Raw genomic sequence first — 25,568 nt, forward strand, 5'->3', positions numbered from 1 at the left:
AAGAGAAGGTCCAGAAAGACGAAAACCGCCTGATGGCGGTTTTCGTTATTGCTGAATCTATCAATGCTCAAACATGGCAGAGATGGACTCTTCGTTGCTGATGCGACGAATGGCTTCGGCCAGTACAGTTGACAGCGTCAGCTGCTTGACCTTGCCGACCGCTTTCATCTCCGCAGTGAGCGGGATGGAGTCGGTGATGATCAGTTCATCGATCACGGAGTTCTTGATGTTCTCGACGGCGGAACCGGAGAAGACCGGGTGGGTAGCGTAGGCGAATACACGCTTGGCACCGCGCTCTTTCAGGGCCTCTGCGGCTTTGCACAGGGTGCCGCCGGTGTCGATCATGTCATCAACGATGATGCAGTCGCGGCCGGCAACGTCACCGATCAGGTGCATGACCTGGGAGACGTTCGGGCGGGGACGGCGCTTGTCGATGATGGCGATGTCGGTGTCATCCAGCAGCTTGGCGATGGCGCGGGCACGCACGACGCCACCGATGTCCGGGGAGACAACGACAGGAGACTCGAGGTTCTTGGACTTCATGTCTTCCAGCAGCACCGGGCTACCGAACACGTTGTCTACCGGAACGTCGAAGAAACCTTGAATTTGCTCGGCATGCAGGTCAACGGTCAGCACGCGATCCACACCTACGCTGGAGAGGAAGTCAGCGACAACCTTGGCGGTGATGGGTACACGGGCGGAGCGGACGCGGCGGTCCTGACGGGCATAACCAAAGTAGGGGATAACGGCAGTGATACGGCCAGCTGAAGCACGACGCAGAGCATCCACCATGACGATCAATTCCATCAAATTGTCGTTGGTCGGGGCACAGGTGGATTGAATGATGAAGATATCGCCACCACGTACATTCTCATTGATCTGTACGCTGATCTCGCCGTCGCTAAAGCGACCTACGGCAGCATTGCCGAGTTTGATAAACAGGCGATCTGCGATCTTCTGGGCTAGTTCCGGCGTTGCGTTACCAGCAAACAGCTTCATGTCAGGCACGGTTTGAAACCTCGGGGTTGCATCCAGTATGTGGGGGAGTCTGAAATCAGACCCTATCGTTTTGGGGCAAACGATTTATCAAGATAACGTACAAGGTGTCTGCTGCCCAATGAATGTGATGATACCGGTAATCCGAATCCGTGGCCGAGTGCAAAACCGGCCACGTTAATCATCATCAATACCGTTCGGTAAAATTGGCTGGGGTACTAGGATTCGAACCTAGGAATGGCGAGATCAAAACCCGCTGCCTTACCGCTTGGCGATACCCCAATCATTTGAACTGTTGCAATGTGGAGAAGAGAGGTGATATGTTCTCGCCCTTGGCGACAAACCCATCAAGTCCCTTCGGCACGCAGGCCAACACTTCCCGAGCAGTCACTTCGTCTTCAAATTGAGCAAAGACGCAGGCTCCTGTGCCCGTCATTCTTGACGGCGCGTATTCTAGCAACCAGCCGAGCGCATTGGCAACCTCGGGGTGGCGCTTTTTCACCAGTGATTCGCAATCGTTTTTCCACTCGCCTTCCAGCAGGTTGTCCAGCGCCATTTTCGGCGTGGCTCTCGGCAGCTCCGGATCCTGGAATACGGCCGCGGTCGCCACATGGCAATCGGGCTTGAGCACCAGATACCAGGCATCGGGCAGTTCGACCGGTTGCAGCCGCTCGCCCACTCCTTCTGCAAAGGCCGCCCGGCCACGGACAAACACCGGCACATCGGCCCCCAGCTGCACGCCGAGCGCTGCCAGTTCATCTTCGCTCAAACCCGCTTGCCAGAGGTGGTTAAGCGCCACCAGCGTGGTCGCTGCATCGGACGAACCGCCGCCAATGCCGCCCCCCATGGGCAGCACTTTCTCCAGCCGGATATGGGCACCTTGCGGGCTCGGCAGAGTTGCCTGCAGCAGCCGTGCCGCGCGGATAATCAGATTCTGCTCATCCGGCACCCCGGGAATGGCCGGGCTCAAGGTGAGTGTGTCGCTATTCGGTATCACCTCGAACTCGAGCCAGTCGCTGTGGTTGAGGAAGATAAACAGGGTCTGCAGCTCGTGATAGCCATCAGGACGACGGCCATTGACGTGTAAAAACAGGTTGAGTTTGGCCGGTGCCGGCCAGCGTGTGGAAGCCATTAACGTGCAAGAGTCCATTGGTTGATCTGAAGCTTGAGGCGGCTGTTCTGGCCGGTCATGGTCAGCTGGTGCGGCAGGCGGTAGCCATCCTGATCCCGATAATCGCCATAGACGATCTGCCACTGGCCGTCGCGCACGCTGGCCAGACTGCTGTCGGGGTTGAGTTCAAACTCCGCCTGACCCGGCAGCCCCTTGATCCACTCCGGTAATCCCGCAACCGGAATATTCCAGCCGGTCAGTTGATAGATGAGCGCTTCGGCATCCTGGCTCTGGTGGCGATTGCCGTCGCTGTCGAGCAGGGTGATTTCCCCCTTGCTGCGGGAGAGCTCCAGAATGCTGGTGCCAATCAGGCTGGTGAGGTTGAGGCGATAATCCTCCCCATCCTGCTGCCAGTTGAGACGGGCGCTGCCCTTTTGCTGTGGCGTGATGATGGCCATCTTGCCGGATAGCTGCCAGTGGGTGAGCTGCTCGAGGCGGGCCCGCTCCTGGTTCCAGTTCACCTGGTCACGCTGGGGCTGGGTGGTGGCACAACCGGCCAGCAACAGCAGGCAGGTGAGGGTAAAAATACGTAGCAGCAAGAGACGGCTCCAGAGAGAGGAATTTGCCACAGTATACGGGGCGGCCGTATTGCTTTTAAAGACTTACCCTTTCTCGTACAATTGGCAGCCTTTGCACCCAGCGTATGAAATGATCGTCGCCCACTCATGAGTTTGCTTGCCCTCGGAATCAACCACAACACCGCCAGTGTCGCCTTGCGGGAACGGGTCGCCTTTGGCCCGGACTGCATCGATCGCGCCTTGCGTGAGCTGGTGAGCCAACCCGGTGTCAGCGAGGCGGTGATCGTCTCCACCTGCAACCGGACCGAACTCTATTGCAATCTGGAAGAGGAGCGGCAGGAGCAAGTGCTGCGCTGGCTGCAGCAGTTCCACGGGCTGGACGCGGCCGAACTGGTCACTGCCATCTATCAGCATCACGATGAAGAGGCGGTGCGCCACCTGATGCGGGTGGCGTGCGGGCTCGACTCGCTGGTGCTGGGGGAGCCGCAGATCCTGGGGCAGATCAAGCAATCCTATGCCCATGCCCAGCAGGCGGAGTCGGTGAAGGGGGCGCTGGAGCGGTTGTTCCAGAAATCCTTCTCGGTGGCCAAACGGGTGCGCACCGATACCGAGATTGGCGCCAGTGCCGTGTCGGTGGCCTTTGCCGCCGTCAGTCTGGGTCGGCGGATCTTCTCCGATCTCTCCCAGACCAAGGTGCTGCTGGTCGGTGCTGGTGAAACCATTGAACTGGTGGCCCGTCATCTGCGCGAGCAGAACGTCACCAAGATGATGGTGGCCAACCGCACCCTGCAGCGTGCCCAGACCCTGGCGGCCGAATTTGGTGCCCAGGTGATGACGCTCGAAGAGATCCCCGACTATCTGCACGAGGCGGATATTGTCATCAGCTCGACCGCTAGTCCACTGCCCATCATCGGCAAGGGGATGGTGGAGCGCGCGCTGAAGGCCCGCCGCTTCAAACCCATGTTTCTGGTGGATATTGCCGTGCCGCGCGACATCGAAGCCGAAGTCGATGAGCTCTCCGATGCCTATCTCTACACGGTGGATGATTTGCAGGGGATCATCGAGCAGAACCTCGAAACCCGTAAACGGGCTGCCGCCCAGGCGGAAGTGATCGTGCAGGAAGAGCGGGACGAGTTTATGGGCTGGTATCGCGGCCAGAGTTCGGTCGACCTCATTCGCGATTACCGCCATCAGTCCCAGCAAGTGGCTGACGAAGAGTTGCAACGGGCCCTGCTGGCATTGGCGCAGGGCGAGAGTGCCGAACAGGCGCTCAAGGCGATGGCCCATCGCCTCACCAACAAATTGATCCACGCGCCGACCCAGGCGTTGCGCCAGGCTGCCTCCCAGGGGGATCAGAGCGAGCTCTCCCGCTTGCGGCAGGCGCTGGGGTTGTCACAAGAGCCATAATTTTCGGGCAACCTGCCGGTTGTCCCGTCCTCCATTGAGAATGCAAGAGTTATGAATCCGTCACTGATCAGAAAGCTGGAAGGCCTCATCGAGCGCCACGAAGAAGTACAGGCCATGCTCGGCGAGCCAGACGTGGTCTCGGATCAGGATCGCTACCGCGCCCTGACCCGCGAATATGCCCAGCTGGAAGATATCGTTCACGCCTTCCAGCGTTACCGTCAGGCGCAGGATGATCTTGAGACCACCCAGATGATGCTGGAGGAGGAGGATGCCGACCTGCGCGAGATGGCGCAGGAGGAGCTGCCGCTGGCCAAGGCCAATCTGGAGGCGCTGGAGCAGGAGCTTCAACTGATGTTGCTGCCCAAGGATCCCAAGGATGACAACAACTGCTATCTGGAGATCCGCGCCGGTGCCGGTGGCGACGAAGCGGCCATCTTTGCTGGTGACCTGTTCCGCATGTATTCACGGTTTGCCGAGCGTCAGGGCTGGCGCGTCTCCATCGTCAGCTGCAACGATGGTGAATATGGTGGCTACAAGGAGGTGATCGCCAAGATCGACGGCGAGCGCGTCTATGGCCGTCTCAAGTTTGAATCCGGTGGTCACCGGGTACAGCGGGTGCCGGAGACCGAGTCTCAGGGCCGGGTGCACACCTCCGCCTGTACCGTCGCCGTGCTGCCGGAAGTGCCGGAAGCCGAGCAGATCGAGATCAACCCTTCCGACTTGAAGATCGACACCTTCCGCGCCTCCGGTGCCGGTGGTCAGCACGTCAACAAGACCGACTCGGCCATCCGCATCACCCACCTGCCGACCGGTCTGGTGGTGGAGTGTCAGGACGAGCGCTCCCAGCACAAGAACCGCGCCAAGGCGATGTCGGTGCTCTCCGCCCGCCTGCAAGCGGCCGAGGATGAGCGCCACCGCGCCGCCGAGCAGAGCACCCGCCGCAATCTGGTGGGCTCCGGTGATCGCTCCGAGCGCATTCGTACCTACAACTATCCGCAGGGTCGCCTCTCCGAGCACCGTATCAACCTGACCCTCTATCGCCTCTCCGAAATTTTGGAAGGGGATCTGGACTGCGTCATCACCCCGCTGGTGCAGGAGTATCAGGCCGATCAGCTCGCCTCGCTGGCCGAGAACAACTGATGCAAATGGTGATCCGGCAAGCTCGCATTAAGTGTTGTGCTCATAAGGTGGAGCAGCAGTGATGCAGATCCAGCAGGCCCGCGCCCATATCATGACCGTGTTGGCTGAGGGGGAGTCCCCCCGCGCCGATGCCGATGTACTGCTCTGTCATCTGCTCGGGTGTCGTCGCAGCTATCTGATGACCTGGCCCGAGCGTGAGCTGGATGCCGCCCAGCAGGCCACCCTGCGGACGTGGCTGGCGCGTCGTCTCAATGGCGAACCCATCGCCCATCTGGTGGGCGAGCGGGAGTTCTGGTCGCTGCCGCTGAAAGTGAGCCCAGCGACCCTGATCCCGCGCCCCGATACCGAGGTGCTGGTCGAGCAGGCGCTGACCAGAATCCCGCAGGGGCCGTGCGCCGTGCTGGATCTCGGCACCGGCACCGGCGCCATCGCGCTGGCGCTCAAGTCCGAGCGGCCCGAGCTCGATGTGTGGGCGGTGGATCGGATGGCCGATGCCGCGGCGCTGGCTCGCGAGAACAGCGCCGCGCTGGGGTTACCCATCGAGGTGCGCGATGGCAGCTGGTTCGAGCCCCTTGGCGAACCGGCTCGCGACAATACGCCACGATTTGCGGTGATTGTCTCCAATCCCCCCTATATTGATGGCGCCGATCCCCATCTCGAGCAGGGTGACGTGCGCTTTGAACCTCGCTCGGCGCTGGTTGCCGATGACGCCGGGCTGGCCGATATCCGCCACATCGTGGCCCATGCCCCCGCTTATCTGTTGCCTGACGGCTGGTTGCTGCTGGAGCATGGCTGGGATCAGGGGGAGGCGGTGCGTCAGTTGCTGCGTGATGGCGGCTACCGTGAGGTAGCCACGGTGCGTGATTACGGGGATAACGACAGGGTGACGCTGGGCCTCTGCCCGCTGCGCTGACGGTTCCTCACTGTTACACGGCGGGTTGCCTGTGCGCCCCCATGCAAGGATTGAATATGGTTTTTGTGCTCAAACACCTGCACCTCACCCTGATTGCCGGGGCCGTGCTGATGTTTATGCTCCGCTTCTACTGGGTACAGACCGCTACTGGCCGTGCCTATAGCGCGCCGGTGATGAAGGTCAGCGGCTGGCTCAACGGTCTGGTGGTGCTCTCCGGCGTATTGCTCTGCATGGTGCTGGATCTCAACCCGCTCAATAACGGAACGCCCTGGCTCAGCGAGAAGCTGATGGCCATTCTGGTGCTGGTATTTCTGGCGGCGATGGCGCTGCGGCTGGCCAAAAGCAATCTGGTGCGCTGGTGCTCCTTTCTGGGGGCGCTCGGCTGGATCTACTTTATTGCCAAGTTGGCAGTGCTCAAACAGACGAGTGTGTTCGGCTAAGGCATGAAGAGAATGTTACACATAGACGAATGGACCGATTTCGAAGCCCACGACATCACCGAGCTGGCGTTGTCAGTCAGCGACGAGATTTATGGCTCGGTCGAGGAGGGGATCCGCGAGTTGAACCTGCTGGACGAGTGGCTGGACGAGCAGATTGAAGAGGGCACCTGCGACGAGGTGCGCCAGCAGTTGCTGCAAGGCTTCTACCACAGCCTCGGTTTTCATGGCGATTGGCAGGATTATTTCTCTGCCAACAATTGCGATCTCAATCAGGTGTTGGTTCAGCGCAAGGGGATCCCGGTCAGCCTCGGCATTCTCATCATTCAGCTGGGGCGCAAGCTCGGGCTCGATGTAGAGGGGATCTGCTTCCCCGGCCACTTCCTGGTGAGCTTTGCCGGTGGCGAGGGGGAGGTCTATGTCGATCCCTTTACCGGCGATGAGCTGAGCCTGGCCCGCATCGAGCTGCTGCTGCGCGGCGCGTTGGGGGACTTGGCGACCCTGACCCCCGACTACCTGCAACCCTCCGGCCAGTGGGAGATCATCGAACGGCTGCTCAATGTCAGCAAGGGTGCCCTGCTGCGGGAAGACCGCATGCCCGAGGCGCTGCGTTGCAGCGAGCTGTTGTTGCGGATGAAGCCCGGCGATCCGCTGGAGACGCGGGATCGCGGCTTTATCTACGAGCAGCTCGATTGCCCGCGCCAGGCCGCCGACGATTTTGAATATTTTATTGAACAATGCCCGGACGATCCGGTGGCCGATGTGCTGAAAGTGCAGCTGGCCGCGCTGGATCTGAGCCCCAAGCCCCTCCATTAAGGGCGGCTTGAAACTTAAACAGAAGAATACCAAGGCCGCTGCGCCCGGTTGCAACGGATTAACTTGGCTTCAGGCCCTTTCATTAAGGATCTTTTAGATGGAACAGAAGAATATCAAGATCAACCAGATCGACGTTGCCAATGACAAACCGTTCGTGCTGTTTGGCGGCATGAACGTGCTGGAATCCCGCGACATGGCGATGGCGGTGTGCGAGAAGTACGTGGAAGTGACCAGCAAGCTGGGCATCCCGTTTGTCTTCAAGGCGAGCTGGGACAAGGCCAACCGCTCCTCCATCCACTCCTACCGCGGTCCGGGTCTGGAAGAGGGGATGAAGATTTTCCAGGAGCTGAAAGCGACCTTCGGCATGCCGGTCATCTCCGATCTGCACGAACCCCATCAGGCCAAGCCGGTCGCCGAGGTGGTTGACGTTATCCAGCTGCCCGCTTTCCTGGCACGCCAGACCGATCTGGTGGAAGCCATGGCCCGCACCGGCAACGTTATCAACATCAAGAAGCCGCAGTTCCTCAGCCCAAGCCAGATGAAGAACATCACCGACAAGTTCGAGGAGTGCGGCAACGATCAGCTGATCCTCTGCGAGCGCGGTGCCAATTTCGGCTACGACAACCTGGTGGTGGACATGCTGGGTCTGGGGGTGATGAAGAAGAGCACCGGTGGCTATCCGGTGATCTTTGACGTGACCCACTCCCTGCAGTGCCGTGATCCGCTGGGTGCCGCCTCCGGTGGCCGTCGCGAGCAGGTGACCGAGCTGGCGCGCGCCGGCATGGCGGTCGGTCTGGCCGGTCTCTTTATCGAATCACACCCGGACCCGAAAATTGCCCGTTGTGATGGCCCGAGCGCCCTGCCGCTGGAGAAGCTGGAAGGCTTCCTCAAACAGATGAAGGCCATCGATGACCTGATCAAGGGCTTCGAACCCCTCGATACCTCGGCCTGATCCCGACGCTGTCATGCCTGATGAAAATGCCCCGCAATGCGGGGTATTTTTATATCTGCCATATTTAGTTGAAGACTAAAATTAATCTGCGAGCAAACAATTATCGGTTGCCGTGGTGTTAATGGTGTTAATTTTGTTGTGTGATTAATGTCTCTTAATTGTTTTTTATTACATGTAAAGTGGTCACCGTAGTAATGCAGAAACAGCATGGATCGGGTGAGGTACGCAGATATCTCGTCCGGCTATCTGCATGTTTATTGCTGCCATAACAATGTGCAATTAAATTAACAGGACGTTAATAATGCGAAAGAAACTATTTAGCAGCCTCTATTTTCAAGTATTGCTCGCGATTACCCTCGGGGTATTTCTGGGGCATGTCTATCCAGAACTGGGCGCCGATATGAAGCCCCTCGGTGATGGCTTCGTCAAATTGATCAAGATGATCATCGCCCCCGTTATTTTCTGTACCGTGGTTACCGGCATTGCCGGGATGGAGAGCATGAAGGCGGTCGGCAAGACCGGCGCCATTGCTCTGCTCTACTTCGAGGTGGTCAGCACTATCGCCTTGATCATCGGGCTGTGCGTGGTCAACCTGCTGCAACCGGGTGCCGGTATGAACGTCGATCCGACTGCGCTGGATGCCAGCGCCATCTCCGCCTATGCGGAGCAGGCCAAATCCCAGGGCATTATCGCCTTTTTACTGGATATTATTCCGGGCAGTGTGATAGGTGCCTTTGCCAGCGGTAATATCTTGCAGGTGTTACTGTTTGCGGTGTTGTTTGGCTTCTCCCTGCATCATATCGGTGAAAAGGGACAGGTTATTTTCGGCGTCATCGACAGTTTCTCCAAAGTCATATTTGGCATTATCAATATGATAATGAAACTGGCGCCGGTCGGTGCATTCGGGGCAATGGCATTTACCATCGGCAAATATGGAGTAGGTTCACTGGTACAGCTGGGCCAGCTTATTGCCTGCTTCTATCTCACCTGCCTCTTCTTTATCTTCATTGTGCTGGGCAGCATCGCTAAAGCCTCAGGCTTCAGCATCCTGCGTTTCATCTCCTACATTCGTGAGGAGTTGCTGATCGTGCTGGGGACCTCCTCTTCCGAGTCGGTACTGCCGCGGATGCTGGACAAGATGGAGAAGCTGGGTTGCCAGAAATCGGTGGTGGGGCTGGTCATTCCGACCGGGTACTCCTTTAACCTGGATGGCACCTCCATCTATCTGACTATGGCGGCGATTTTTATCGCCCAAGCTACCAATACGCCGCTGGATCTGTTCCAACAGATCACCCTGCTGGTGGTACTGCTGATCTCCTCGAAAGGGGCGGCAGGGGTGACTGGTAGTGGCTTTATCGTGCTGGCGGCGACTATTTCGGCGGTTGGCCATCTGCCACTGGCTGGTTTGGCTCTGATCCTGGGGATCGACCGTTTTATGTCCGAAGCGCGGGCGTTGACCAACCTGATCGGTAACGGGGTTGCCACCGTGGTGGTCGCCAAATACTGCAAGCAGCTGGACGAGAAGAAAATGGATGCAGTGCTCGGCGGCAAGGTCGGGCAACTGGAAGCGGACAGGGCGTAAGCGCTGTTTCTCCCCGCACGGTCGCGTTGGCTGGTGCGGGGGCAATAAAAAAACGGCCGATAGGCCGTTTTTTTGTGCTGATACCGCAAGTATCAGCTCCTCACTGCAGGGCGCTGATTACAGGCTCTGGGTGAAAGTACGGGTAACCACGTCACGCTGCTGTTCTGGAGTCAGGGCATTGAAACGCACTGCGTAGCCAGATACACGGATGGTCAGCTGCGGGTACTTCTCCGGGTTTTCGATAGCATCTTCCAGAGTTTCGCGACGCAGCACGTTGACGTTCAGGTGCTGGCCACCTTCAACAGCAGGCTCAGCCTGAACCGGCAGTTCGCGGTATTCGAACTGACCCAGGTCAGCCAGTTGCACTTCTTGATCGGCAGCGAAAGCATCGCCTTTGACGCAGATGCAGCGAGCTTGTTGCTTCTCTTCGTCCAGCAGCCAGAAAGAGTTCAGCAGAGCGGTGTTGGCGGCCTGGGTGATTTGAATGCCTTTGATCATGGTATGACTCCTCAATGGGAACGCGAATCCAACTGTAAGGAAATTACCCTGATGTATTTAAGCTACCGTCGATGGCGATGACTTAAAGGGCCCTTGCCTTACACCTTTTCTTTGATGGGGTCATATATACCACGGTGGTAATATTACCAAAATTGATCCAGATCAAGAAAATCCGACAAAGCACCATTTCAATGAGATTAAATTCTTGAGTTGAATCAAAAATAGGTCATTTTTCTGATTTTGTAAGATATCCAAATTATGCATCTTTTATCTCGTTAATCTAGTAATTTAACTACATCTTTTATGCTTTTTCTGAGGTTAATTGAGGGGTTGGCTACACTCAGCAAAAAAAGCGAGGAGAGTGCCGGGTGAATAATGGGTGGCGAAAGTGGGTATGGCTGGCCCTGTTCTGTTGCTGGGCAAGCAGTGTTGCGGTACGAGCCGAGACGGTGCGTATTGCCGTGGGCGAGTGGCCGCCCTATATCAGTGAGTCGTTGCCCAATCAGGGCTTTCTCTGTGAGGTGGTGCGCCAGGCCTTTGCCGAAGAGGGGCTCGATGTCAGCTTTCACTTCTATTCCTGGGCCGAGGCTTACCGACTGACTCTGGAGGGGCGCTATGTGGTCACCATGCCCTGGTTTCGCTCCCGCGAGCGGGAGCAGCTTTTCTATCTCTCCGCCTCGCTCGGCCATTTCACCACTCGCCTGATGACGCTGACCGGTACGCCCGCGGTCAATCTGGGTGAGCTGAAACACGAGCCGGTCGGGGTGACCCGTGGCTACTTCTATGGCGATGGTTTTGCCGCTCGTCAAGCCGGGCTCACCCTCGAGTGGTCAGATTCCGATGAGGAGAGCATGGGCAAGCTGCTTGACGGGCGGATCCACTATCTGGTGATGGATGAGCAGGTGGCACAGACTCTGTTCCAGCAGGCGCTCGTTCGTCATCCCCAATCGCTGTCACTGAACGGTGCCGCCGACCCCATCTGGTCGCAACCGGGATACCTGCTGATGCGCAAGGCCGATCCAGAGGCGCGCCGTCTGATGCTGCTGTTCAATACCGGCCTGCGCAAGCTGGAGCGCTCGGGGCGGCTCGCCAGGCTCTGGAAAGCGTGAGCCACGGTTGCGTCTTGCGGGCTGGCCCCCTATTCTGAGCCCTTCGCCGTATCAAGTGAGGAGGCCGGGGTGCTGACCTGGAGTGATGTGATTGGCTCTGAGAAAGAGCAGGACTATTTCAAGAGTACGCTGGCAACCGTCAGAGCCGAGCGGGAAGCGGGCAAGGTGATCTACCCGCCAGCCACCGATGTGTTCAATGCCTTCAAGCTGACCGAGCTGGATCAGGTCAAGGTGGTGATCCTGGGGCAGGATCCCTACCACGGCCCCAATCAGGCACATGGGCTCTGCTTCTCCGTTCTGCCCGGCGTGCGTACGCCCCCCTCACTGGTCAACATCTATAAAGAGATGCAGCGTGACCTGCCAGGTTTCGTCACACCCAATCACGGCTTTCTCGAATCCTGGGCCAAACAGGGGGTCCTGCTGCTCAACACTGTGCTGACGGTGCAGGCTGGTCAGGCCCATTCCCACGCCCATCTGGGATGGGAGACCTTTACCGATCGGGTCATCGAGCAGATCAATGCCAGTTGTCAGGGTGTGGTGTTCCTGCTGTGGGGTGCCCACGCCCAGAAGAAGGGACGTTTCATCGACCGCCAGCGCCACTATGTGCTGACCGCGCCGCACCCGAGCCCCCTCTCAGCCCACCGCGGTTTCATCGGTTGCGGTCACTTTAGCGAGACCAATCGCTTGCTGGAACAACAGGGCAAGAGTCCGATAGAGTGGAAATCTGTCTGCATCCCACTTGATTGAGTGCAAAGTTCGGGCGACAAATGACCGTATACTCAGGGACATAAGATTAATTCAGAGCCAAGGAGTGCCCATGTTATCCAGTCTGCACAAGGACCATCTCAACATCGCCCGACTTTTGGAGCTGCTCAAGCAGAAGCTGGCAGCCATCCGTGCCGAAGAGCCCATCAGCTATTTTCTGGTGCGCGATGTCATCGACTACCTGCGGGAGGTCTCTGACAAGTACCACCATCCCAAGGAAGACCTCATCTATGACTACTACCTGAAATATCGGATGGTGGAGGGTGAGGTCGCCAACCGCCTGCAGGAGGAGCACGTCAAGCTGCTGGAGGCCGGGGCCGATCTCAAGGAGATGGTGGAGATGATCCTGATGGATGCGGTGATCCCCCTCGATCAGTTCACCGCCAAGCTGGAGCGCTTCGTGGAGCTGCAAGAGGCACACATGAACTATGAAGAGGGGGTGATCTTCCCCCATCTGCGTGACTCCCTGACCGAGGATGACTGGCGTCATCTGGAGCAAAACTGGCAGAACCGCGCCATTGGCGACCCCCTGTTCGGGGCCGAGGTGAGCCAGCACTTCCAGGCACTGGCCAAACGCCTCTCTTTGCCGCTCACGAACGGCTAAGACTAGCCCGTACCCGCCGCGTGGCGGGTATTGTGTGAGTGCAACTTGAGTGAAAACAGAAAGGCCTCCATCCGGAGGCCTTTTGCATGGTGGAGCAAGCTTACGCCTGTGGTTTCAGGAAGCTGCGATAGAGCATATAGAGGTGGGCCGAGCTCCAACTGAAGTTGCTGGCCCCCTGCATGGCGCCTGTCTCGGGATTGTAGTTTTCGCGGATGGGGCCGCTGCCCGCCAGTCCTTCGGCATTGTTGAACAGCTTGTTGACCAGTGCCTCGGCATCGCTGCGATAGCCGTAGTTCTCCAGCCCCTTCACCCCGAAGTAGAACTGATCGAGCCATACCCGGCCGCGCCAGTAAATATTGGGGTCGTAGGCCGGGTTGGTCAGCGCGGCTGTGCCCAGCGGGATCTTTGTGTTGAACTCCCGTGCGTTGAGCATCACCTCGCGCACCCGCGCCGCTTTCTCCTTGTCGGCGACCTCTGCCCAGAGCGGGCTCCACCCTTCCGGGCCACGGCCGCGGGAGGTCAGCAATTTGCCGACACAGCCGTTGCCGTCAGCCACATCCCCCTGAGCAATCTGACGATCGTAATAGAAGCCTGACGCCTCATCGAACATGCAGCTGTTGATGTAACCAGCCAGCTGGGCCGCGCCATCGCGGTAGCGGCTCGCGTCGTCCGGCTTGCCAAGCAGGTCGGCCATGTCTGCCAGAATGCGTTTCTCTTTGGCGAGGAAGGCGTTGAGCTCCACTGACTCCTGATCGATGGAGAAACCGATCAAATCGCCATTGTCCTGATGGTTTTCAAAGAAGGCGACGTTCCAGTCCTGACGTGCCTTGGCCAAATCTCCGCCATAGGTCTTGTCGGCATAGCGTTGCAGCTGGCCCGGTTCGATAAAGCCGAAGCGGGCGGCGTTGTCCATGCCTGACTCCCAACCGGCGCCGTGCTGGGCACCGATATCCATGTCGCTGTAACCGCCCACGTTCAACACCTGTTGATAGAGCGGCATTCCGGCGCAGGCATACCAGCCATCCCCCTCACTGGTACAGCTTGAGAGATCCAGCCCGGCGGGAATACCGTTGGAGAACTGCACCTTGAAGGTGATATTGCCGTACTCGTCGTTGTGCTCCACATGCTTGGTGGCGCCATATTCGATGATACCGTTGCGGTTGTTGTCCCGCGCGCGGTACCACCAGTCGTGGTAGGCCTGCAGCTTGGGATACATCTCGGCGATAAAGGCCTTGTCCTTGGTGGCGCTGTAGATTTCCCAGATAGCCCAGGCGGAGAGGGGCGGCTTGGTGTCGCGCTCGTTCCAGTTGCCGCCATCGCCACCGCGATCCGCCAGCTTGTTGTAGAAGATGGCGTCGATCACCATGCCCGCGTCTTGCGGTCGCACCGGGTCATCCGGCTGCACCTGATAGTCATACATGGCGCGCACGTTGTTCTTGGCCACCTCAGGGTTGAAGTGCGCCATGGCATAGGCGTGCTTCCAGCTGTCCCAAGCCCAGACGCCGTCGAACCAGCGGGCGGTATTGGAGGGGGTTACCCCGTCGTGGAGGATGGCGCCAGCCGGGGAGCGCCAGTTGCCATTGAGGGTCTCCATTGCCTTGACGGCGATGCGGCGTTCCGACTCGGGGATACCCTGATTGGAGAGCCCCTTGGCAAGGTAGCCCTCCCAGCGGCGGATGGAGTCGGCAAAATAGCTGGCCGGGTTGGCCAGCAGGGCCTGACGGCTCTGCTGATGGCGGCTGGCGTCATCTTCGGAGTGGAGATAGCTCTGCAGGGTGTAGATATCCTCGCTCCCCTTGGCGGCCAGAGTAATGCTGGCGTCACTTTGGTAGCCCAGTGTCTTATGGTCGAGGGTGGTGCGACTTGGCAGGGTGCGGTCGATGCGATAGCGGGCGCTGCCGCTCTGCATGATGTTCCAGGTGCTGCGCAGTTTGCCTAACTGGAATTCGATTCCTTTGTCGCTCTCGCTGATGGTGCGAGTCCAGCCTGGATATTTGCTGGCAATCGTATCTTTGGCATCCCATTGATTGAGCAACTCGCCCTGCCAGTTGAGGTTGAGGTTGAGCGGTGCATCGGTCTGATTGATGAGTCGGGTGCGGATAAGAGCGGTGCGGGCATCGCCATAACGCAGCTCCAGCTCCAGCGTAAAGGGCTCGAACTCGAAGCGTTGCACCAGCGCTCCGGGAATGGCGTACACCTCCTGCTTGCGGGCGCTGGTGAGCGGGAACGGGCGGCCGCTCGCATCGCTCAGGGTGAGCTTGTCCAGCTCGCTGGCAAAGAAGAGGCTGTACTCCTCGGAGATGACCATGGGGCCGGTAAAGCCCCCCCACTCTTTGTCGCTGGCAGGCAGCAGGAAACCGTGCCAGGCCCCCAGATCGAGCAGCGGGTTGTATTTGAGGTTGGAGTAGCTGTCAAAGTCGCGGAATTGGGTCGGTGTTCCCCGACGGTCGATCACGTCCTTGTACTGGATGGCCTGCTCCGGTTTGGCGACTGTGCTGCTCTCTGTCTGGTTATCGTTGCAGGCAGTCAGTCCGAACAGGGCGGAGCCTAGGGCTACCGAGAGTAAAGTTTTACGAAACATTTCTCGCTCCAATTCCGTTTATGTAGGTTAAAAGGAAGATTTTTTACGCTTATTTTTAGTGAAAAGGTGTTCGGTAGCCATTGTATGGCAAGAGAAAAGGGAGCGTTGGCGCGAGATCACACTCTGAAGAGGCGGCAATGTGAGCGGGATCACCGGGTTACATCAGGTTACATAAGATTGGCTTTAAGTAATATTTTACTTGCCATTGCTCGCCAATCTGGCAGGGCAGGTGTGCAGGTATTGGTGGGGCGTCAGGCCGAACTCCTGTTTGAAGCGGGCGGCAAAGCGACTGGGGGAGTCATAACCGCAGGCGAGGGCGACCTCCAGCGGGGTCAGGCCCTGTTGCAACAGGTTGAGGGCGTGGCTCATGCGTACCTGAGCCAGCAACTGGCGAAAGCTGCGACCTTCGGCGGCCAGCTTGCGCACCATGGAGGCGCGGCTCATGGAGAAGTGGGGGGCCACCGCCTCCAGGGTGTGGTCGATGCCGGGTTCCACCGCCAGGTAGCGTGCCAACCGTTCTGCGAGGGTCATGGTGCTGGCGGGAAAGAGTAACCCAAGGGCGTTGGCGGCCCGCAGCTCGGCATAGAAACCGCGCAGCAGTTCGGCCTGGGTCGCCTCGCTCAGTCCCCGTTCGGCCATGGTGCTGATGAGCTCGAAGCAGAAGGCGAGCCCGGGGGTGACCTTGACGGCGGGTTCCTCCAGATCGGCGTGGGAAGGGGCTGACTCTGCCAGCCATTCTGGTGGCGGCGGAGTGAGCAGCGTGATGGCGTGGGAGCGAAACTTGCCCTGCTCCGGCTGATTGACGAAGGTGAGCTGGTGGCCTGCCGGGATCAGCAGCCACCGCTCCCTGTCAAACGACAGACGTCGCTCGCGCCACCATAGTTGCTTGCTCCCCTGGGTGACCCAGATAAGGGTCGGGGCATAGATGAGCACCCGATGCAGGGGCTGTTGGCGGATCCCGAGATAGTGGCTCTGTTGCAGCAGGGGAGTGCTCATCCGGTTGGCTCCTAGGGGGTGACGAAGGTGGCGGTCAGGGTGGCTTTGCCGAGCGCCATGCTGTTGAGCATGTAGCCTACCATAGCGGGCGGGGTATCAGCCTTCACCTCGAGATCATGGGGCAGGGCCCAGGCGGTGAACTGATAGCGGTGCATGCCGTGACCAGCGGGCGGGCAGGGGCCGCCGTAACCCTGGTTGCCAAAGTCGGTGCGGATCTCCAATCCCTGCTTGAGCTTGCCGGAGGCATTGCTGGCAAGCTCGCTCTGGGTGGCAGGCAGGTTAACCACCAGCCAGTGCCACCAACCGCTGCCGGTAGGGGCATCGGGGTCATAGGCGGTGATGGCAACACTCTTGGTGCCTGCCGGCAGATCCTGCCAGCTAAGTTGGGGCGAGTGGTTGTCGCCGCTGCAGCCAAAGCCGTTGAAGCTGAACTGTTTGTCCATCAACTGGCCTTCGTGAATGTCCGTGCTCTTCAGGGTCATGGCAAAGGCTGGCATGGCCGTCAGGCAGAGCAGTGGCAACAGGGCACTCTGTTTGAGCAATTTCATCGGGTGACTCCTCGTGTGGTAACGGGTTCACTTTAACGAGGGCAGGGTAGAATGTTATTGCAGAACGGCTCAATGTGAGGTCAATTGGTGAGTTAATTGAGCCTTTGGGTGGTTTTATGGCAAGAAGGTAAACGGCAGCCATAAAAAAACCGGCATCAGGGATGCCGGTTTTTTGTTTGACGATGAGAGGTGCGGCTTAGCGCAGGATCATCTCGTCACGGCCCGGGCCGACGGAAACCATCGGAACCGGTACGCCGAGCAGCTCTTCGATACGCAGCACGTACTGCTGGGCAGCGCGCGGCAGCTCTTCAAAGGTGCGGCAGCCGGTGATGTCTTCGCTCCAGCTTTCCATCTGCTCGTAAACCGGCTTCAGGGCTGCAGTTTGCGGCCAAATTGGGTTCTCGGTGTGGGCACCTTCGTAGGCCACGCAGATCTTCAGATCCGGCAGACCGGTCAGGCAGTCCAGCTTGGTCAGGGCCACTTCGGTGGCGGCTTGCAGCTCGACACCGTTCTTGGTGGCGACAGCGTCGAAGTAACCGACATCACGGGGACGGCCGGTGGTAGCGCCGAACTCATTGGTGATCTTGCGGAACTCGTCCTGGTTCTCCATGGCGGTCAGCAGGGTGCCGGTACCGACAGAGGAGCTGAATGCCTTGGCCACAGCGATGACGCGCTCCGGGCGCAGACCCGGCAGACCGCCACCGATACCGGCGTAGGCGCCAGATACGTGGGAGGAGGTGACCCAGGGGTATTCGCCGTAGATCAGGTCACGGCCAGCGCCCAGCTGCGCTTCGAACAGCAGGGTCTTGCCTTCTGCCTGCAGCGCTTTGAGCGGCATGCTGACGTTGCACACGGCGTCGATCCAGGGGGCAGAGACTTCCAGCAGCCAGTCGGCCATCTCCTGGGCAGTCTGGGTGAATTCGAAGGAGGGGTAGATAGCCTTCATCTGCGGCAGTTTCCAGTCCAGCATGAACTGGATGCGCTCGACCAGCACGTCCGGCTGTTTCAGCCAGCCAACCAGGATCGCTTTCTTCATCACGCGATCACCGTAGGCAGGGGCGATGCCCTGACGGGTGGAGCCATAGGCGCCGTCACCCAGACGTTGCTCTTCAAGGGTATCTTCCAGTGCGTGCAGCGGCAGGCAGAGGGTTGCGCGGTCAGAGATGGCCAGCTTCGGAGTCACGCCGGAGGCTTTGACTTCCTCGAGCTCGACGGTCAGTTTCTCGGGGCTGATCACCATGCCCGGGCCGAGGACAACCAGGCAATCCGGGTTGAATACGCCACTCGGAACCTGGTGCAGCTTGAAGGTGCCAAGGTCGTTGACCACGGTGTGGCCAGCGTTGTTGCCGCCCTGGAAGCGAATGCTGGCGCCAGCTTGACCTGCCAGATAATCCACGATGCGGCCTTTGCCTTCATCACCCCAGTTAGCACCTACGACTACGATAGACGACATGACTCTTTCTCCTAAGACGTTAGGCGTCCATCCTAGGAGCCTGATGCGGATTAGAAAAATTAATTATCTTTATAATTCCGATAAGAGAACCATATAATTATGGCCAATTAAGCGGCAAACTGCTCGATTTTGCCTGGTAAGCCCCGCACATTGCGGGTTGAGGGACTCTTATGCTGGATATTCACTGGTTGCAAACCTTTGTCACTCTGGCCCGATTGCAACATTTTGGCCAGACCGCCACCGAGCTGCACATGACCCAGCCCAATGTCAGCCTGCATATCAAGCGGCTGGAACAGGCGACCCGGGTGCGGTTGATCGAGCGCAGTCCGTTTCGCCTGACGCAGGCGGGGGAGCGGCTGCTGCAAAGTGCCGAGCGCACCATCGCCGAGCTGCAGCTCTGCCAGTCCGATCTCAATGCCCTCAACCAGCTAAGTCAGGGGACGCTGGCCATTGCCGCCAGCGACATCATCTCACGCCTGCTGCTGATCCAGCCGTTCCAGCGCTTCAAGCGGGAGTTTCCCGGCATCGACCTCACCCTGTTCAACACCACTTCGGATCAGGCGGCCGAGCTGGTCAAGGCGGGCAAGGCGGATCTGGGTTTTGTCATGGCGCAAAAGCGCAGCGAACCGCTCTTCTATACCGAGTTGCAACAGGTGACCTGGTGCGCGCTGGGCCACGGCCTTGCCCGCTGGCAGGCGCGGGCGGTGGCGGGAGAGAGCGATCCCCTCGACGAGCCGACCCTGATCCTGCTCGGTCACGACACCCGCACCCGGGCGCTGATCGACCCGTCCCTGCCGCTGCTGGCCTTGCCCCCCTGTCGCATCATGGAGGTGGGCAGCGTCGATGCCCAGCTGGATTGGGCCGAGGCGGGCTTTGGTGTCGCCATCGTGCCGGACTTCTCCCTGCATCCGCGCCTCAACCTCACCGCGCCGGTCACCAGCCTCGGCGATTTTCCTGGTACCAGTCTGGGTTACGTGGTACGCCAGAATCAGGTGTTGTCTCGGGCCATCAAGCAGTTGCTGCATTGGGTGGAGGAGGAGATCCAGAAGCCCAACCCCTATCTGACCCGGGTGATGGAGCCGTAGCGGTACGGCAAGGTGAGCAGGCCAATCGACTTCGCCACTATCGAACGGATATCAACAATCAGGGCAGCCGAAGCTGCCCTGATGCGTTTGTGGGAGCTGACCACTCAGTGCTGTGGTGCAGTGGCCGCAGAGGCGCTTTGCGGCAACTGAGCCGAAACGGCAGCCGATGGTGCTGGGGCCGTTGACGCTGCGGCCGAAGGGGCCACGCTCTGACCCTCAGTGGTCGGCGTAGCAGTGAGCTCGGGGGGGATCTCGAGCGCCTCTTCGGGCAAGGGATTAACCTCTGTGGCTTCTGTCGCCACGGCGGCACTGCTAGTGGCGCTCGCGTCAGAGGGCACCTCAATGGGCGTTGTCGTCCCGTCGGCGGCACTCACCTGCTCTGTCGTGGGCACCGCCTCCGAGGCCGATGGCGCTGGTGTTAACGGCTCCGGCGTCAGCTGTTCCGCGGTTAACTGCTCGGGGGTCAGGGGCAAGGGGGCTGGCGTTTGATCCGACATCCCCGCATGGAGGGGCAGCTCGGTTTGCGCCTGCAACTGCTCGGGGGTCACCTTGCTCAGGGCAGGATGCAGCCGACTGAACTGTTTGACCCGGGCCAGCAGGGTATCGCGCACGGAACGGACGATGGGGTCCGGCAGGCTGGCCAGCGCCACCAGTTCGGCACTCATCCCGATGTTGTTGATGGCTGTGGTCTGCCCCGGATAGAGGTTGGCGGCGATACGGCTGCGCTGGTAGTAGGGGTGTTGTTTGAGCAGCGTGTCTATCTGCTCCCCTTCGATGGGAATGAGGCGCACCTTGCAGCGGCTGATCAGATCGCCGACCGCCAGACTGGGGTGACCGGCAACCACAAACGCGGCATCCAGCGAGCCGTCACACAGCCCTTCCAGCGGTTCGCTGTCCGATTTGAGCTGATAGGCAGCAAACTGCCCGGGTTGCCATCCCATTGCTGCCATCAGGGCCTGGCTGGTGATCTGTTCACCGGCGCCCTTGTTGCCGGGATAGACCCGCTTCCCTTCGATATCTGCCAGAGTGGTGATGCCGCTATTGGGGGCGGCCAGCAGGGTCAACGATTCCTGATAGAGGCGAAACAGGCTGCGCAGCTCATTGTTGGCCCCCTGCCCGCTGAAGGGGCCGGTGCCGTGCAGGGCGTGGTGCAACACATCGGACTGCACCAGCGCCAGCTGTACGTCCCCCTTGTCGAGTGCCTTGAGGTTGGCCATCGAGCCACGGGTGCTCTGCACGGTGCAGCTGTCCCCATGCAGGGCATGGCCGGCATTGAGCACCCGGCAGATGGCGCCACCGGTCGGGTAGTAGACCCCATTGAGCGGGCCCGTTCCGATAGTCAGCGCCTGGCTGCCAAAGGGGAGCAGAGCAGAGAGTGCACAGAGTGGGAGCAGAAGGTGACGCAAGATCCGTAGAGACATAATTGACCGTTGACTGAGTTGACCGCTGGCTGATGATACAGGGTAAAAGGGATGGGGCTTGCCCATCCCGTTGCTGGCTGATCAGGGCTTGCTGTGTTTGAGGATTGCCCGCTCCATCCGTGCCAGCGCGTCGGTCAGTCGTGCCCTGGTGCAGCCGAAGTTGAGCCGCACGAACTGACCGTCGCCAAACTGGGCGCCGGGGGAGAGGCCAACGCCGGCCTGCTCGAAGAAGGCGATGGGATCGGCAAGGCCAAGGGCGCTCACATCGATCCAGGCCAGATACGTCGCCTGATGACTGGCCAGCTTGACGCCGGGCCAGCGGGCAACCGCCTGCTGGATCAGGGCCAGATTGGCTGCCAGATAGTCGAGTTGCTCGGTTAGCCACTGTTCGCCACCCTCATAGGCCGCTTCGGCGGCGACAAAGCCCAGCAGGTTGACGTCGGCGCTGATGCCGCGCATCGCCTGCTGCAGCCTGAAGCGCAGACGGGCGTTGGGGATAATGGCGAAGGAGCAGCAGAGACCGGCGATATTGAAGGTCTTGCTCGGGGCCATCATCACCGCGCAACGCTCGGCTGCTTGTGCACTGATGGCGCCGTAGGGAATGTGGCGGGCATTCTTATCCAGCAGCAGATCGCAGTGGATTTCATCGGAGCAGATCACCAGATTGTGGCGCGCAGCGATGGCATCGATGGCCAGCAGCTCGTCACGGGTGAAGATGGTGCCGCCCGGGTTGTGGGGGTTGCAGAGCAGCAGCAGATCTGCGGCGGGGGCCTGACGCTCAAGCTCTGCCAGATCCAGCACCCAGCGACCGGCTTCTTCAATCATCGGCACGGTAAGCAGGGGACGATCATTGAAGCCCGGCGCCTGCAGGAAGGGGTAATAGACCGGCTTGGGGGTGATGATACCGCGGCCATGCTGGCTCCACGCCTTGCAGGCAAGGTTGAGCCCCGGCACCACGCCGGGTAGGAACACCAGCCATTCGGGCTCGATGGCCCAGCCATAGCGGGTCGCCATCCGTTCGATAATGAGTTCGATCAGGCGCGGCGAGGGGCGTGAATAGCCGAAAATGCCGTGGGCGACCCGTTTGGTCAACGCCTCGATCACGGACGGGGGGGAGACAAAGTCGGTATCGGCAACCCACATGGGCAGCACATCCTGACCCTTGTACTTGTCCCATTTCAAGCTCATGGTGCCACTGCGGTCTACTTCCTGATCAAAATCAAACATGCGAACTCCTTGTGCTGGCAGGATGGGCTTTCACTCTACGGGGTCGCGGCCTCCCTCGCAAGGCGCACACCTGCTTATGCATCCTTGAGCCCGCTCTTGATAGTGACATAAGATAGGCGCCGAATTTTCATACGGCTGCCGCCCGTTAGCCCGTATCGTCCTTCCAATCAGTGGTAACCCTATGAGCTTGTCGATAGCGGCGGTCAAACGCCCGGATCCCGTCTCTCTTTCATTTCTTGCCGTGACTTTTATGACCGGCGTTGCGGTGGCATTGCAGGTGCCTACCTTAAGTCTGTTTCTGGCCGAGGAGGTGCAGGTGCGCCCCTTTCTGGTTGGGCTCTTCTATACCATCAATGCGGTGGTGGGCATTCTGGTCAGCCAGTGGCTTGGCCACCGCTCCGATAACAAGGGGGATCGCAAGCGACTGATCCTGCGCTGCTGCTTTGTCGGGGTGGCACTCTCCCTGCTGTTTGCCTGGAACCGCAACTACTGGCTGCTGGCGAGTCTGGGGGTGATGCTGGCGGCGCTGGCGGCCACTGCCAGCCCCCAGCTGTTTGCGCTGGCGCGGGAATACTCCGACAGCCGCAACCGGCGGGCGGACATGTTCAGCTCGGTGATGCGAGCCCAATTTTCGCTGGCCTGGGTCATAGGTCCGCCCATCGCCTTCGCGCTGGCCATCGGCTACGGTTTTGAGTTGATGTATCTGGCCTCGGCACTGGCCTATCTGCTCTGTGCCCTGGTGGTGTGGCGCTGGTTGCCCTCGCTGCCACTGCCCAAGCTGGCTGAAGAGAGCGAGCGGGTCAGCAGCTGGCGGGATCCGGCGGTGCGGGCGCTCTTTATCGCCTCTACCCTGATGTGGACCTGCAACAGCATGTACCTCATCAATATGCCGCTCTACATCACCCGGGAGCTCGGGATGGATGAGAAGCTTGCCGGTATCCTGATGGGCACGGCAGCGGCGCTGGAGATCCCCTTCATGCTGCTGGCGGGTTACTACACGGCGCGCTTTGGCAAGCGCCCCATGATGTTGCTGGCGGTGCTGGCTGGCGCGGCCTTTTACACAGGTCTGGTGACCCTCACCGACCAATACGCCCTGATCGCCTTGCAGCTGTTCAACGCCATCTTCATCGGTATCGTGGCGGGGATCGGCATGTCTTACTTTCAGGATCTGATGCCGGGGCGGGCCGGGGTGGCGACTACCCTGTTTGCTAACAGCATCCGCACCGGCTCCATCATGGCGGGGGCCATCGCCGGTGTGGTGGCGGAGGTGTGGAGTTTCCACGGGGTCTTTATGGTGGCGCTGGGATTGGCACTGGTGGCACTGGCCGCCAGCTGGCGGGTGCCCAACGTCTGACGGGGGGGCTGGCTGTTATTTGTCGTGTTGGGGCTGGGTGTGCGGAAGCGGCGCTGATTCGCCCTGATATTCGTTGCGCAGGCAGCGCAGCAGCAGCTCGGTCGCAGGACCGAGAGATTCGGGGGAGAGGGTCAGCAGGTAGGTGTAGAGGTGGCGCTCGTTGCCGCTCTCCAGATCCAGCTGTATGAGTGAACCTTCCGCCAGCTCCCGCTCTACCAGATGGCGCGGCAGCCAGGCATAGCCGAGGCCGAGGCGCAGCATGGCGAGCACTTCGTGGTAGTGGGTCGCCTTCCAGCCGGTGTCATCCGCATCGTTCCAGTCCACCGAGCGGTGAATGGGGGGATGAAGGCTGATCTGGTTGTGGCTGGTCAGCACGTCGCTGCGGATGGGCCCCTCCTCTTGCGCCAGCGGATGGCTGGCGGCGCAGAGAGGCAGCAGGCATACCTCGTCCAGCAACAGGCCGGTGCGATCGCCGGGCAGGTGCTCGGAGAGCATCAGGTCCCCCGGTTGCAGGGCGTTGAAGTGGCAGTGAATGCGTTCGTGCAGGTTGACCCGGCAACCCCGGCTGCGGGGATAGAAGCTGGCCAAGGCCCGATAGAGGCGATCCCTTGGTTGCAGCGCCGAGACATAGAGGTTGATCTGCGGCTCCCACTGCCGCTCCAGGTTGTTGGCCAGATTCTCCAGCTCCTCCACCTGCTGGCTCAGCTGACGGGCCCGCTTGAGGAAGATCTCGCCCGCTGGCGTCAGCACCGCCTTGCGGCCGCGCACCTCCAGCAAGGGCACCCCCAGACTCTGCTGCAACTTCGCAACCGCATGATTGAGGGAGGACTGGCTCTTGTTCAGCGCCTCGGCCGCCTGGGCGTAGCCGCCGCAGTCGACCACCGCCTGAAAGATCCGCCATTGCTCAAACGTGCTCTTGGGACGAAACATAGTTCAACCTGATTGGAGATAGGATGGTCAGTGGTTCGAACAGGGAGCCTGTGCCCCCTATTCAATTTAACCCCTGCCGCACAACACTCTGGGTATTTTATTGATTTATTTGGGCTGGGCCACGCAACTTGTTTATTTTGGCTGAGCCACAAAGGTCTGACCGGTTTTGCCGCGGCTGTCCGACCCCATCAGGTAGAGGTAGAGCGGCATCAGGTCGGCCGGAGTCTTGAGGTTCATGGGATCTTCCGCCGGGAAGGCGCTGGCGCGCATCTTGGTACGGGTACCGCCCGGGTTGAGGGTATTGACCCGCACACCGGTGTTCTCAAGCTCGTCAGCCAGCACTTCCATCATCCCCTCGATGGCAAATTTGGAGATGGCATAGGTGCCCCAGTAGGCGCGCCCCTTGCGCCCCACGCTGGAGGAGGTGTAGACGATGGAGGCATCGCCCTGCGCCTTGGCAGTCTGGCGCAGCAGCGGCAGCAGCGCCTGGGTCAGCAGGAATTCCGATTTGACGTTGACCTGCATCACCTCGTCCCACTCCTTCTCCTGAATATGTTCAAACGGAGAGAGGGTGCCGAGCAGACCGGCATTGAACAGCACGCCATCGAGGCGGCCAAACTGCTGGGCGAAGGTTTCGGCCATGCCGCGGTAGTGGGCGGCGGTGGCCCCTTTCAGATCCACCGGCACGATGGCGGGCAGCGGATAACCGGCCGCTTCAATCTGGTCATACACGGCTTCGAGTTTGGCGCTGGTGCGGCCGAGCAGGATCACGGTGGCACCGTGAGCGGCGTAGGTGAGGGCGGCTTCGCGGCCGATCCCGTCGCCGGCACCGGTGACCAGAATGACTTTATCCTTGAGCAGATCGCGGGGTGCCTGATAATCGAGCATGACAACTCCTGTTAACAAATTCCGGCCATAAGTGCATGGCAATCGGCGCCAAGTGTACTGATCCGCGCGCCTGTTTGACCAGCCAGCGGCAAGAAAAATGTGAAGAAAATAGAGAGGTTGTGATGCTCGGGTTGGTTTTTCCGGGCACTGGCTGCGATTTTTTGCGCGCATTCGCCA

Annotated in this window: 24 protein-coding genes and 1 tRNA gene; 12 read left to right on the top strand and 13 right to left on the bottom strand. The window is 59.8% G+C overall.

Annotated features, from left to right (window positions below):
* Positions 1 to 60: 60 nt before the first annotated feature.
* The 4 genes from I6L49_RS00220 to lolB all read right to left on the bottom strand — a co-directional run bounded on the left by I6L49_RS00220 (position 61) and on the right by lolB (position 2,706).
* A complete protein-coding gene (locus I6L49_RS00220; RefSeq protein ID WP_005343846.1) occupies positions 61 to 1,008 on the bottom strand; it encodes a ribose-phosphate pyrophosphokinase in 948 nt (315 codons plus the stop codon).
* A gap of 195 nt (positions 1,009 to 1,203) precedes the next feature.
* Positions 1,204 to 1,278, bottom strand: a tRNA-Gln gene (locus I6L49_RS00225).
* A 1-nt stretch (position 1,279) separates the two neighbouring features.
* Positions 1,280 to 2,128: a 4-(cytidine 5'-diphospho)-2-C-methyl-D-erythritol kinase gene (gene ispE, locus I6L49_RS00230; protein ID WP_199427296.1), complete on the bottom strand. Its 849-nt coding sequence runs from the start codon at positions 2,126 to 2,128 to the stop codon at positions 1,280 to 1,282.
* Positions 2,128 to 2,706, bottom strand: coding sequence for a lipoprotein insertase outer membrane protein LolB (gene lolB, locus I6L49_RS00235; protein WP_005334955.1), 579 nt, complete (start codon positions 2,704 to 2,706; stop codon positions 2,128 to 2,130). The genes ispE and lolB overlap by 1 nt, the downstream gene beginning before the upstream one ends.
* A 126-nt stretch (positions 2,707 to 2,832) precedes the next feature.
* Here lolB and hemA point away from each other — a divergent pair, with 126 nt between their 5' ends.
* From hemA to I6L49_RS00270, 7 genes are all read left to right on the top strand, one after another.
* The gene (gene hemA, locus I6L49_RS00240) at positions 2,833 to 4,092 is read left to right on the top strand and encodes a glutamyl-tRNA reductase (protein ID WP_005362209.1); all 1,260 of its coding nucleotides are present in this window, start codon (positions 2,833 to 2,835) and stop codon (positions 4,090 to 4,092) included.
* A 51-nt stretch (positions 4,093 to 4,143) separates the two neighbouring features.
* Positions 4,144 to 5,232 carry a peptide chain release factor 1 gene (gene prfA / locus I6L49_RS00245; protein ID WP_042061304.1) on the top strand — a complete coding sequence of 363 codons (1,089 nt, stop codon included), beginning with the start codon at positions 4,144 to 4,146 and terminating at the stop codon, positions 5,230 to 5,232.
* A gap of 61 nt (positions 5,233 to 5,293) precedes the next feature.
* Positions 5,294 to 6,145, top strand: coding sequence for a peptide chain release factor N(5)-glutamine methyltransferase (gene prmC, locus I6L49_RS00250; RefSeq protein WP_216950324.1), 852 nt, complete (start codon positions 5,294 to 5,296; stop codon positions 6,143 to 6,145).
* A gap of 56 nt (positions 6,146 to 6,201) precedes the next feature.
* Positions 6,202 to 6,585 carry a SirB2 family protein gene (locus I6L49_RS00255; RefSeq protein WP_005334939.1) on the top strand — a complete coding sequence of 128 codons (384 nt, stop codon included), beginning with the start codon at positions 6,202 to 6,204 and terminating at the stop codon, positions 6,583 to 6,585.
* 12 nt (positions 6,586 to 6,597) lie between these two features.
* A complete protein-coding gene (locus tag I6L49_RS00260) occupies positions 6,598 to 7,398 on the top strand; it encodes a SirB1 family protein (RefSeq protein ID WP_005362204.1) in 801 nt (266 codons plus the stop codon).
* Between the two features lie 97 nt (positions 7,399 to 7,495).
* A complete protein-coding gene (kdsA, locus tag I6L49_RS00265) occupies positions 7,496 to 8,350 on the top strand; it encodes a 3-deoxy-8-phosphooctulonate synthase (RefSeq protein WP_005334937.1) in 855 nt (284 codons plus the stop codon).
* Between the two features lie 301 nt (positions 8,351 to 8,651).
* Positions 8,652 to 9,932 carry a dicarboxylate/amino acid:cation symporter gene (locus I6L49_RS00270; RefSeq protein WP_216950325.1) on the top strand — a complete coding sequence of 427 codons (1,281 nt, stop codon included), beginning with the start codon at positions 8,652 to 8,654 and terminating at the stop codon, positions 9,930 to 9,932.
* A gap of 117 nt (positions 9,933 to 10,049) precedes the next feature.
* Here the strand turns inward: I6L49_RS00270 and grcA are convergent, their stop codons facing one another.
* Entirely contained in the window at positions 10,050 to 10,430 is a 381-nt protein-coding gene (gene grcA, locus I6L49_RS00275; RefSeq protein ID WP_005334936.1) for an autonomous glycyl radical cofactor GrcA, read from the bottom strand.
* A gap of 368 nt (positions 10,431 to 10,798) precedes the next feature.
* On the opposite strand from grcA, the gene I6L49_RS00280 reads away from it, so the two are divergent.
* From I6L49_RS00280 to I6L49_RS00290, 3 genes are all read left to right on the top strand, one after another.
* Positions 10,799 to 11,539, top strand: coding sequence for an ABC transporter substrate-binding protein (locus tag I6L49_RS00280; RefSeq protein ID WP_216950326.1), 741 nt, complete (start codon positions 10,799 to 10,801; stop codon positions 11,537 to 11,539).
* A 69-nt stretch (positions 11,540 to 11,608) separates the two neighbouring features.
* Positions 11,609 to 12,286: a uracil-DNA glycosylase gene (gene ung / locus I6L49_RS00285; protein ID WP_005353881.1), complete on the top strand. Its 678-nt coding sequence runs from the start codon at positions 11,609 to 11,611 to the stop codon at positions 12,284 to 12,286.
* A 70-nt stretch (positions 12,287 to 12,356) separates the two neighbouring features.
* On the top strand, positions 12,357 to 12,908 hold the full coding sequence (locus tag I6L49_RS00290) for a hemerythrin domain-containing protein (protein ID WP_216950327.1): 552 nt from the start codon (positions 12,357 to 12,359) through the stop codon (positions 12,906 to 12,908).
* 100 nt (positions 12,909 to 13,008) lie between these two features.
* Here the strand turns inward: I6L49_RS00290 and ygjK are convergent, their stop codons facing one another.
* From ygjK to I6L49_RS00310, 4 genes are all read right to left on the bottom strand, one after another.
* Complete coding sequence (ygjK, locus tag I6L49_RS00295) at positions 13,009 to 15,489, bottom strand: alpha-glucosidase (RefSeq protein ID WP_216950328.1); 2,481 nt, start codon at positions 15,487 to 15,489, stop codon at positions 13,009 to 13,011.
* 195 nt (positions 15,490 to 15,684) lie between these two features.
* A complete protein-coding gene (locus I6L49_RS00300) occupies positions 15,685 to 16,485 on the bottom strand; it encodes an AraC family transcriptional regulator (protein WP_042082583.1) in 801 nt (266 codons plus the stop codon).
* 11 nt (positions 16,486 to 16,496) lie between these two features.
* Positions 16,497 to 17,033, bottom strand: a complete 537-nt coding sequence (locus I6L49_RS00305; protein ID WP_005347798.1) for a YbhB/YbcL family Raf kinase inhibitor-like protein — start codon at positions 17,031 to 17,033, stop codon at positions 16,497 to 16,499.
* 196 nt (positions 17,034 to 17,229) lie between these two features.
* On the bottom strand, positions 17,230 to 18,486 hold the full coding sequence (locus tag I6L49_RS00310) for an adenylosuccinate synthetase (protein WP_005347796.1): 1,257 nt from the start codon (positions 18,484 to 18,486) through the stop codon (positions 17,230 to 17,232).
* Positions 18,487 to 18,656: 170 nt separating this feature from the next.
* Between I6L49_RS00310 and I6L49_RS00315 the strand changes: the two genes are divergently transcribed.
* On the top strand, positions 18,657 to 19,571 hold the full coding sequence (locus I6L49_RS00315) for a LysR family transcriptional regulator (protein WP_005353868.1): 915 nt from the start codon (positions 18,657 to 18,659) through the stop codon (positions 19,569 to 19,571).
* 104 nt (positions 19,572 to 19,675) lie between these two features.
* Here the strand turns inward: I6L49_RS00315 and I6L49_RS00320 are convergent, their stop codons facing one another.
* Positions 19,676 to 20,992, bottom strand: coding sequence for a TAXI family TRAP transporter solute-binding subunit (locus I6L49_RS00320; protein ID WP_254127511.1), 1,317 nt, complete (start codon positions 20,990 to 20,992; stop codon positions 19,676 to 19,678).
* 81 nt (positions 20,993 to 21,073) lie between these two features.
* Positions 21,074 to 22,219: a MalY/PatB family protein gene (locus I6L49_RS00325; protein ID WP_216950329.1), complete on the bottom strand. Its 1,146-nt coding sequence runs from the start codon at positions 22,217 to 22,219 to the stop codon at positions 21,074 to 21,076.
* A gap of 181 nt (positions 22,220 to 22,400) precedes the next feature.
* Here I6L49_RS00325 and I6L49_RS00330 point away from each other — a divergent pair, with 181 nt between their 5' ends.
* Entirely contained in the window at positions 22,401 to 23,573 is a 1,173-nt protein-coding gene (locus I6L49_RS00330) for an MFS transporter (protein ID WP_216950330.1), read from the top strand.
* A gap of 15 nt (positions 23,574 to 23,588) precedes the next feature.
* Here the strand turns inward: I6L49_RS00330 and I6L49_RS00335 are convergent, their stop codons facing one another.
* Positions 23,589 to 24,503 (bottom strand): LysR family transcriptional regulator, encoded by a 915-nt coding sequence (locus I6L49_RS00335; protein WP_179902313.1) that lies wholly within the window; start codon positions 24,501 to 24,503, stop codon positions 23,589 to 23,591.
* A gap of 132 nt (positions 24,504 to 24,635) precedes the next feature.
* Positions 24,636 to 25,391: a YciK family oxidoreductase gene (locus tag I6L49_RS00340; protein WP_005334909.1), complete on the bottom strand. Its 756-nt coding sequence runs from the start codon at positions 25,389 to 25,391 to the stop codon at positions 24,636 to 24,638.
* Positions 25,392 to 25,568: the final 177 nt, after the last annotated feature.

The organism is Aeromonas sp. FDAARGOS 1419 (assembly GCF_019047045.1).
Lineage (GTDB): Bacteria > Pseudomonadota > Gammaproteobacteria > Enterobacterales > Aeromonadaceae > Aeromonas > Aeromonas veronii.

What these genes read in the sequence shown, in the direction of transcription:
- ispE (WP_199427296.1), bottom strand. Translation starts at nt 2,128, where the DNA reads ATGGCTTCCACACGCTGGCCGGCACCGGCCAAACTCAACCTGTTTTTA.
- hemA (WP_005362209.1), top strand. Translation starts at nt 2,833, where the DNA reads ATGAGTTTGCTTGCCCTCGGAATCAACCACAACACCGCCAGTGTCGCC.
- prfA (WP_042061304.1), top strand. Translation starts at nt 4,144, where the DNA reads ATGAATCCGTCACTGATCAGAAAGCTGGAAGGCCTCATCGAGCGCCAC.
- prmC (WP_216950324.1), top strand. Translation starts at nt 5,294, where the DNA reads ATGCAGATCCAGCAGGCCCGCGCCCATATCATGACCGTGTTGGCTGAG.
- I6L49_RS00255 (WP_005334939.1), top strand. Translation starts at nt 6,202, where the DNA reads ATGGTTTTTGTGCTCAAACACCTGCACCTCACCCTGATTGCCGGGGCC.
- I6L49_RS00260 (WP_005362204.1), top strand. Translation starts at nt 6,598, where the DNA reads ATGTTACACATAGACGAATGGACCGATTTCGAAGCCCACGACATCACC.
- kdsA (WP_005334937.1), top strand. Translation starts at nt 7,496, where the DNA reads ATGGAACAGAAGAATATCAAGATCAACCAGATCGACGTTGCCAATGAC.
- I6L49_RS00270 (WP_216950325.1), top strand. Translation starts at nt 8,652, where the DNA reads ATGCGAAAGAAACTATTTAGCAGCCTCTATTTTCAAGTATTGCTCGCG.
- grcA (WP_005334936.1), bottom strand. Translation starts at nt 10,430, where the DNA reads ATGATCAAAGGCATTCAAATCACCCAGGCCGCCAACACCGCTCTGCTG.
- I6L49_RS00290 (WP_216950327.1), top strand. Translation starts at nt 12,357, where the DNA reads ATGTTATCCAGTCTGCACAAGGACCATCTCAACATCGCCCGACTTTTG.
- ygjK (WP_216950328.1), bottom strand. Translation starts at nt 15,489, where the DNA reads ATGTTTCGTAAAACTTTACTCTCGGTAGCCCTAGGCTCCGCCCTGTTC.
- I6L49_RS00300 (WP_042082583.1), bottom strand. Translation starts at nt 16,485, where the DNA reads ATGAGCACTCCCCTGCTGCAACAGAGCCACTATCTCGGGATCCGCCAA.
- I6L49_RS00305 (WP_005347798.1), bottom strand. Translation starts at nt 17,033, where the DNA reads ATGAAATTGCTCAAACAGAGTGCCCTGTTGCCACTGCTCTGCCTGACG.
- I6L49_RS00310 (WP_005347796.1), bottom strand. Translation starts at nt 18,486, where the DNA reads ATGTCGTCTATCGTAGTCGTAGGTGCTAACTGGGGTGATGAAGGCAAA.
- I6L49_RS00315 (WP_005353868.1), top strand. Translation starts at nt 18,657, where the DNA reads ATGCTGGATATTCACTGGTTGCAAACCTTTGTCACTCTGGCCCGATTG.
- I6L49_RS00320 (WP_254127511.1), bottom strand. Translation starts at nt 20,992, where the DNA reads ATGTCTCTACGGATCTTGCGTCACCTTCTGCTCCCACTCTGTGCACTC.
- I6L49_RS00325 (WP_216950329.1), bottom strand. Translation starts at nt 22,219, where the DNA reads ATGTTTGATTTTGATCAGGAAGTAGACCGCAGTGGCACCATGAGCTTG.
- I6L49_RS00330 (WP_216950330.1), top strand. Translation starts at nt 22,401, where the DNA reads ATGAGCTTGTCGATAGCGGCGGTCAAACGCCCGGATCCCGTCTCTCTT.
- I6L49_RS00335 (WP_179902313.1), bottom strand. Translation starts at nt 24,503, where the DNA reads ATGTTTCGTCCCAAGAGCACGTTTGAGCAATGGCGGATCTTTCAGGCG.
- I6L49_RS00340 (WP_005334909.1), bottom strand. Translation starts at nt 25,391, where the DNA reads ATGCTCGATTATCAGGCACCCCGCGATCTGCTCAAGGATAAAGTCATT.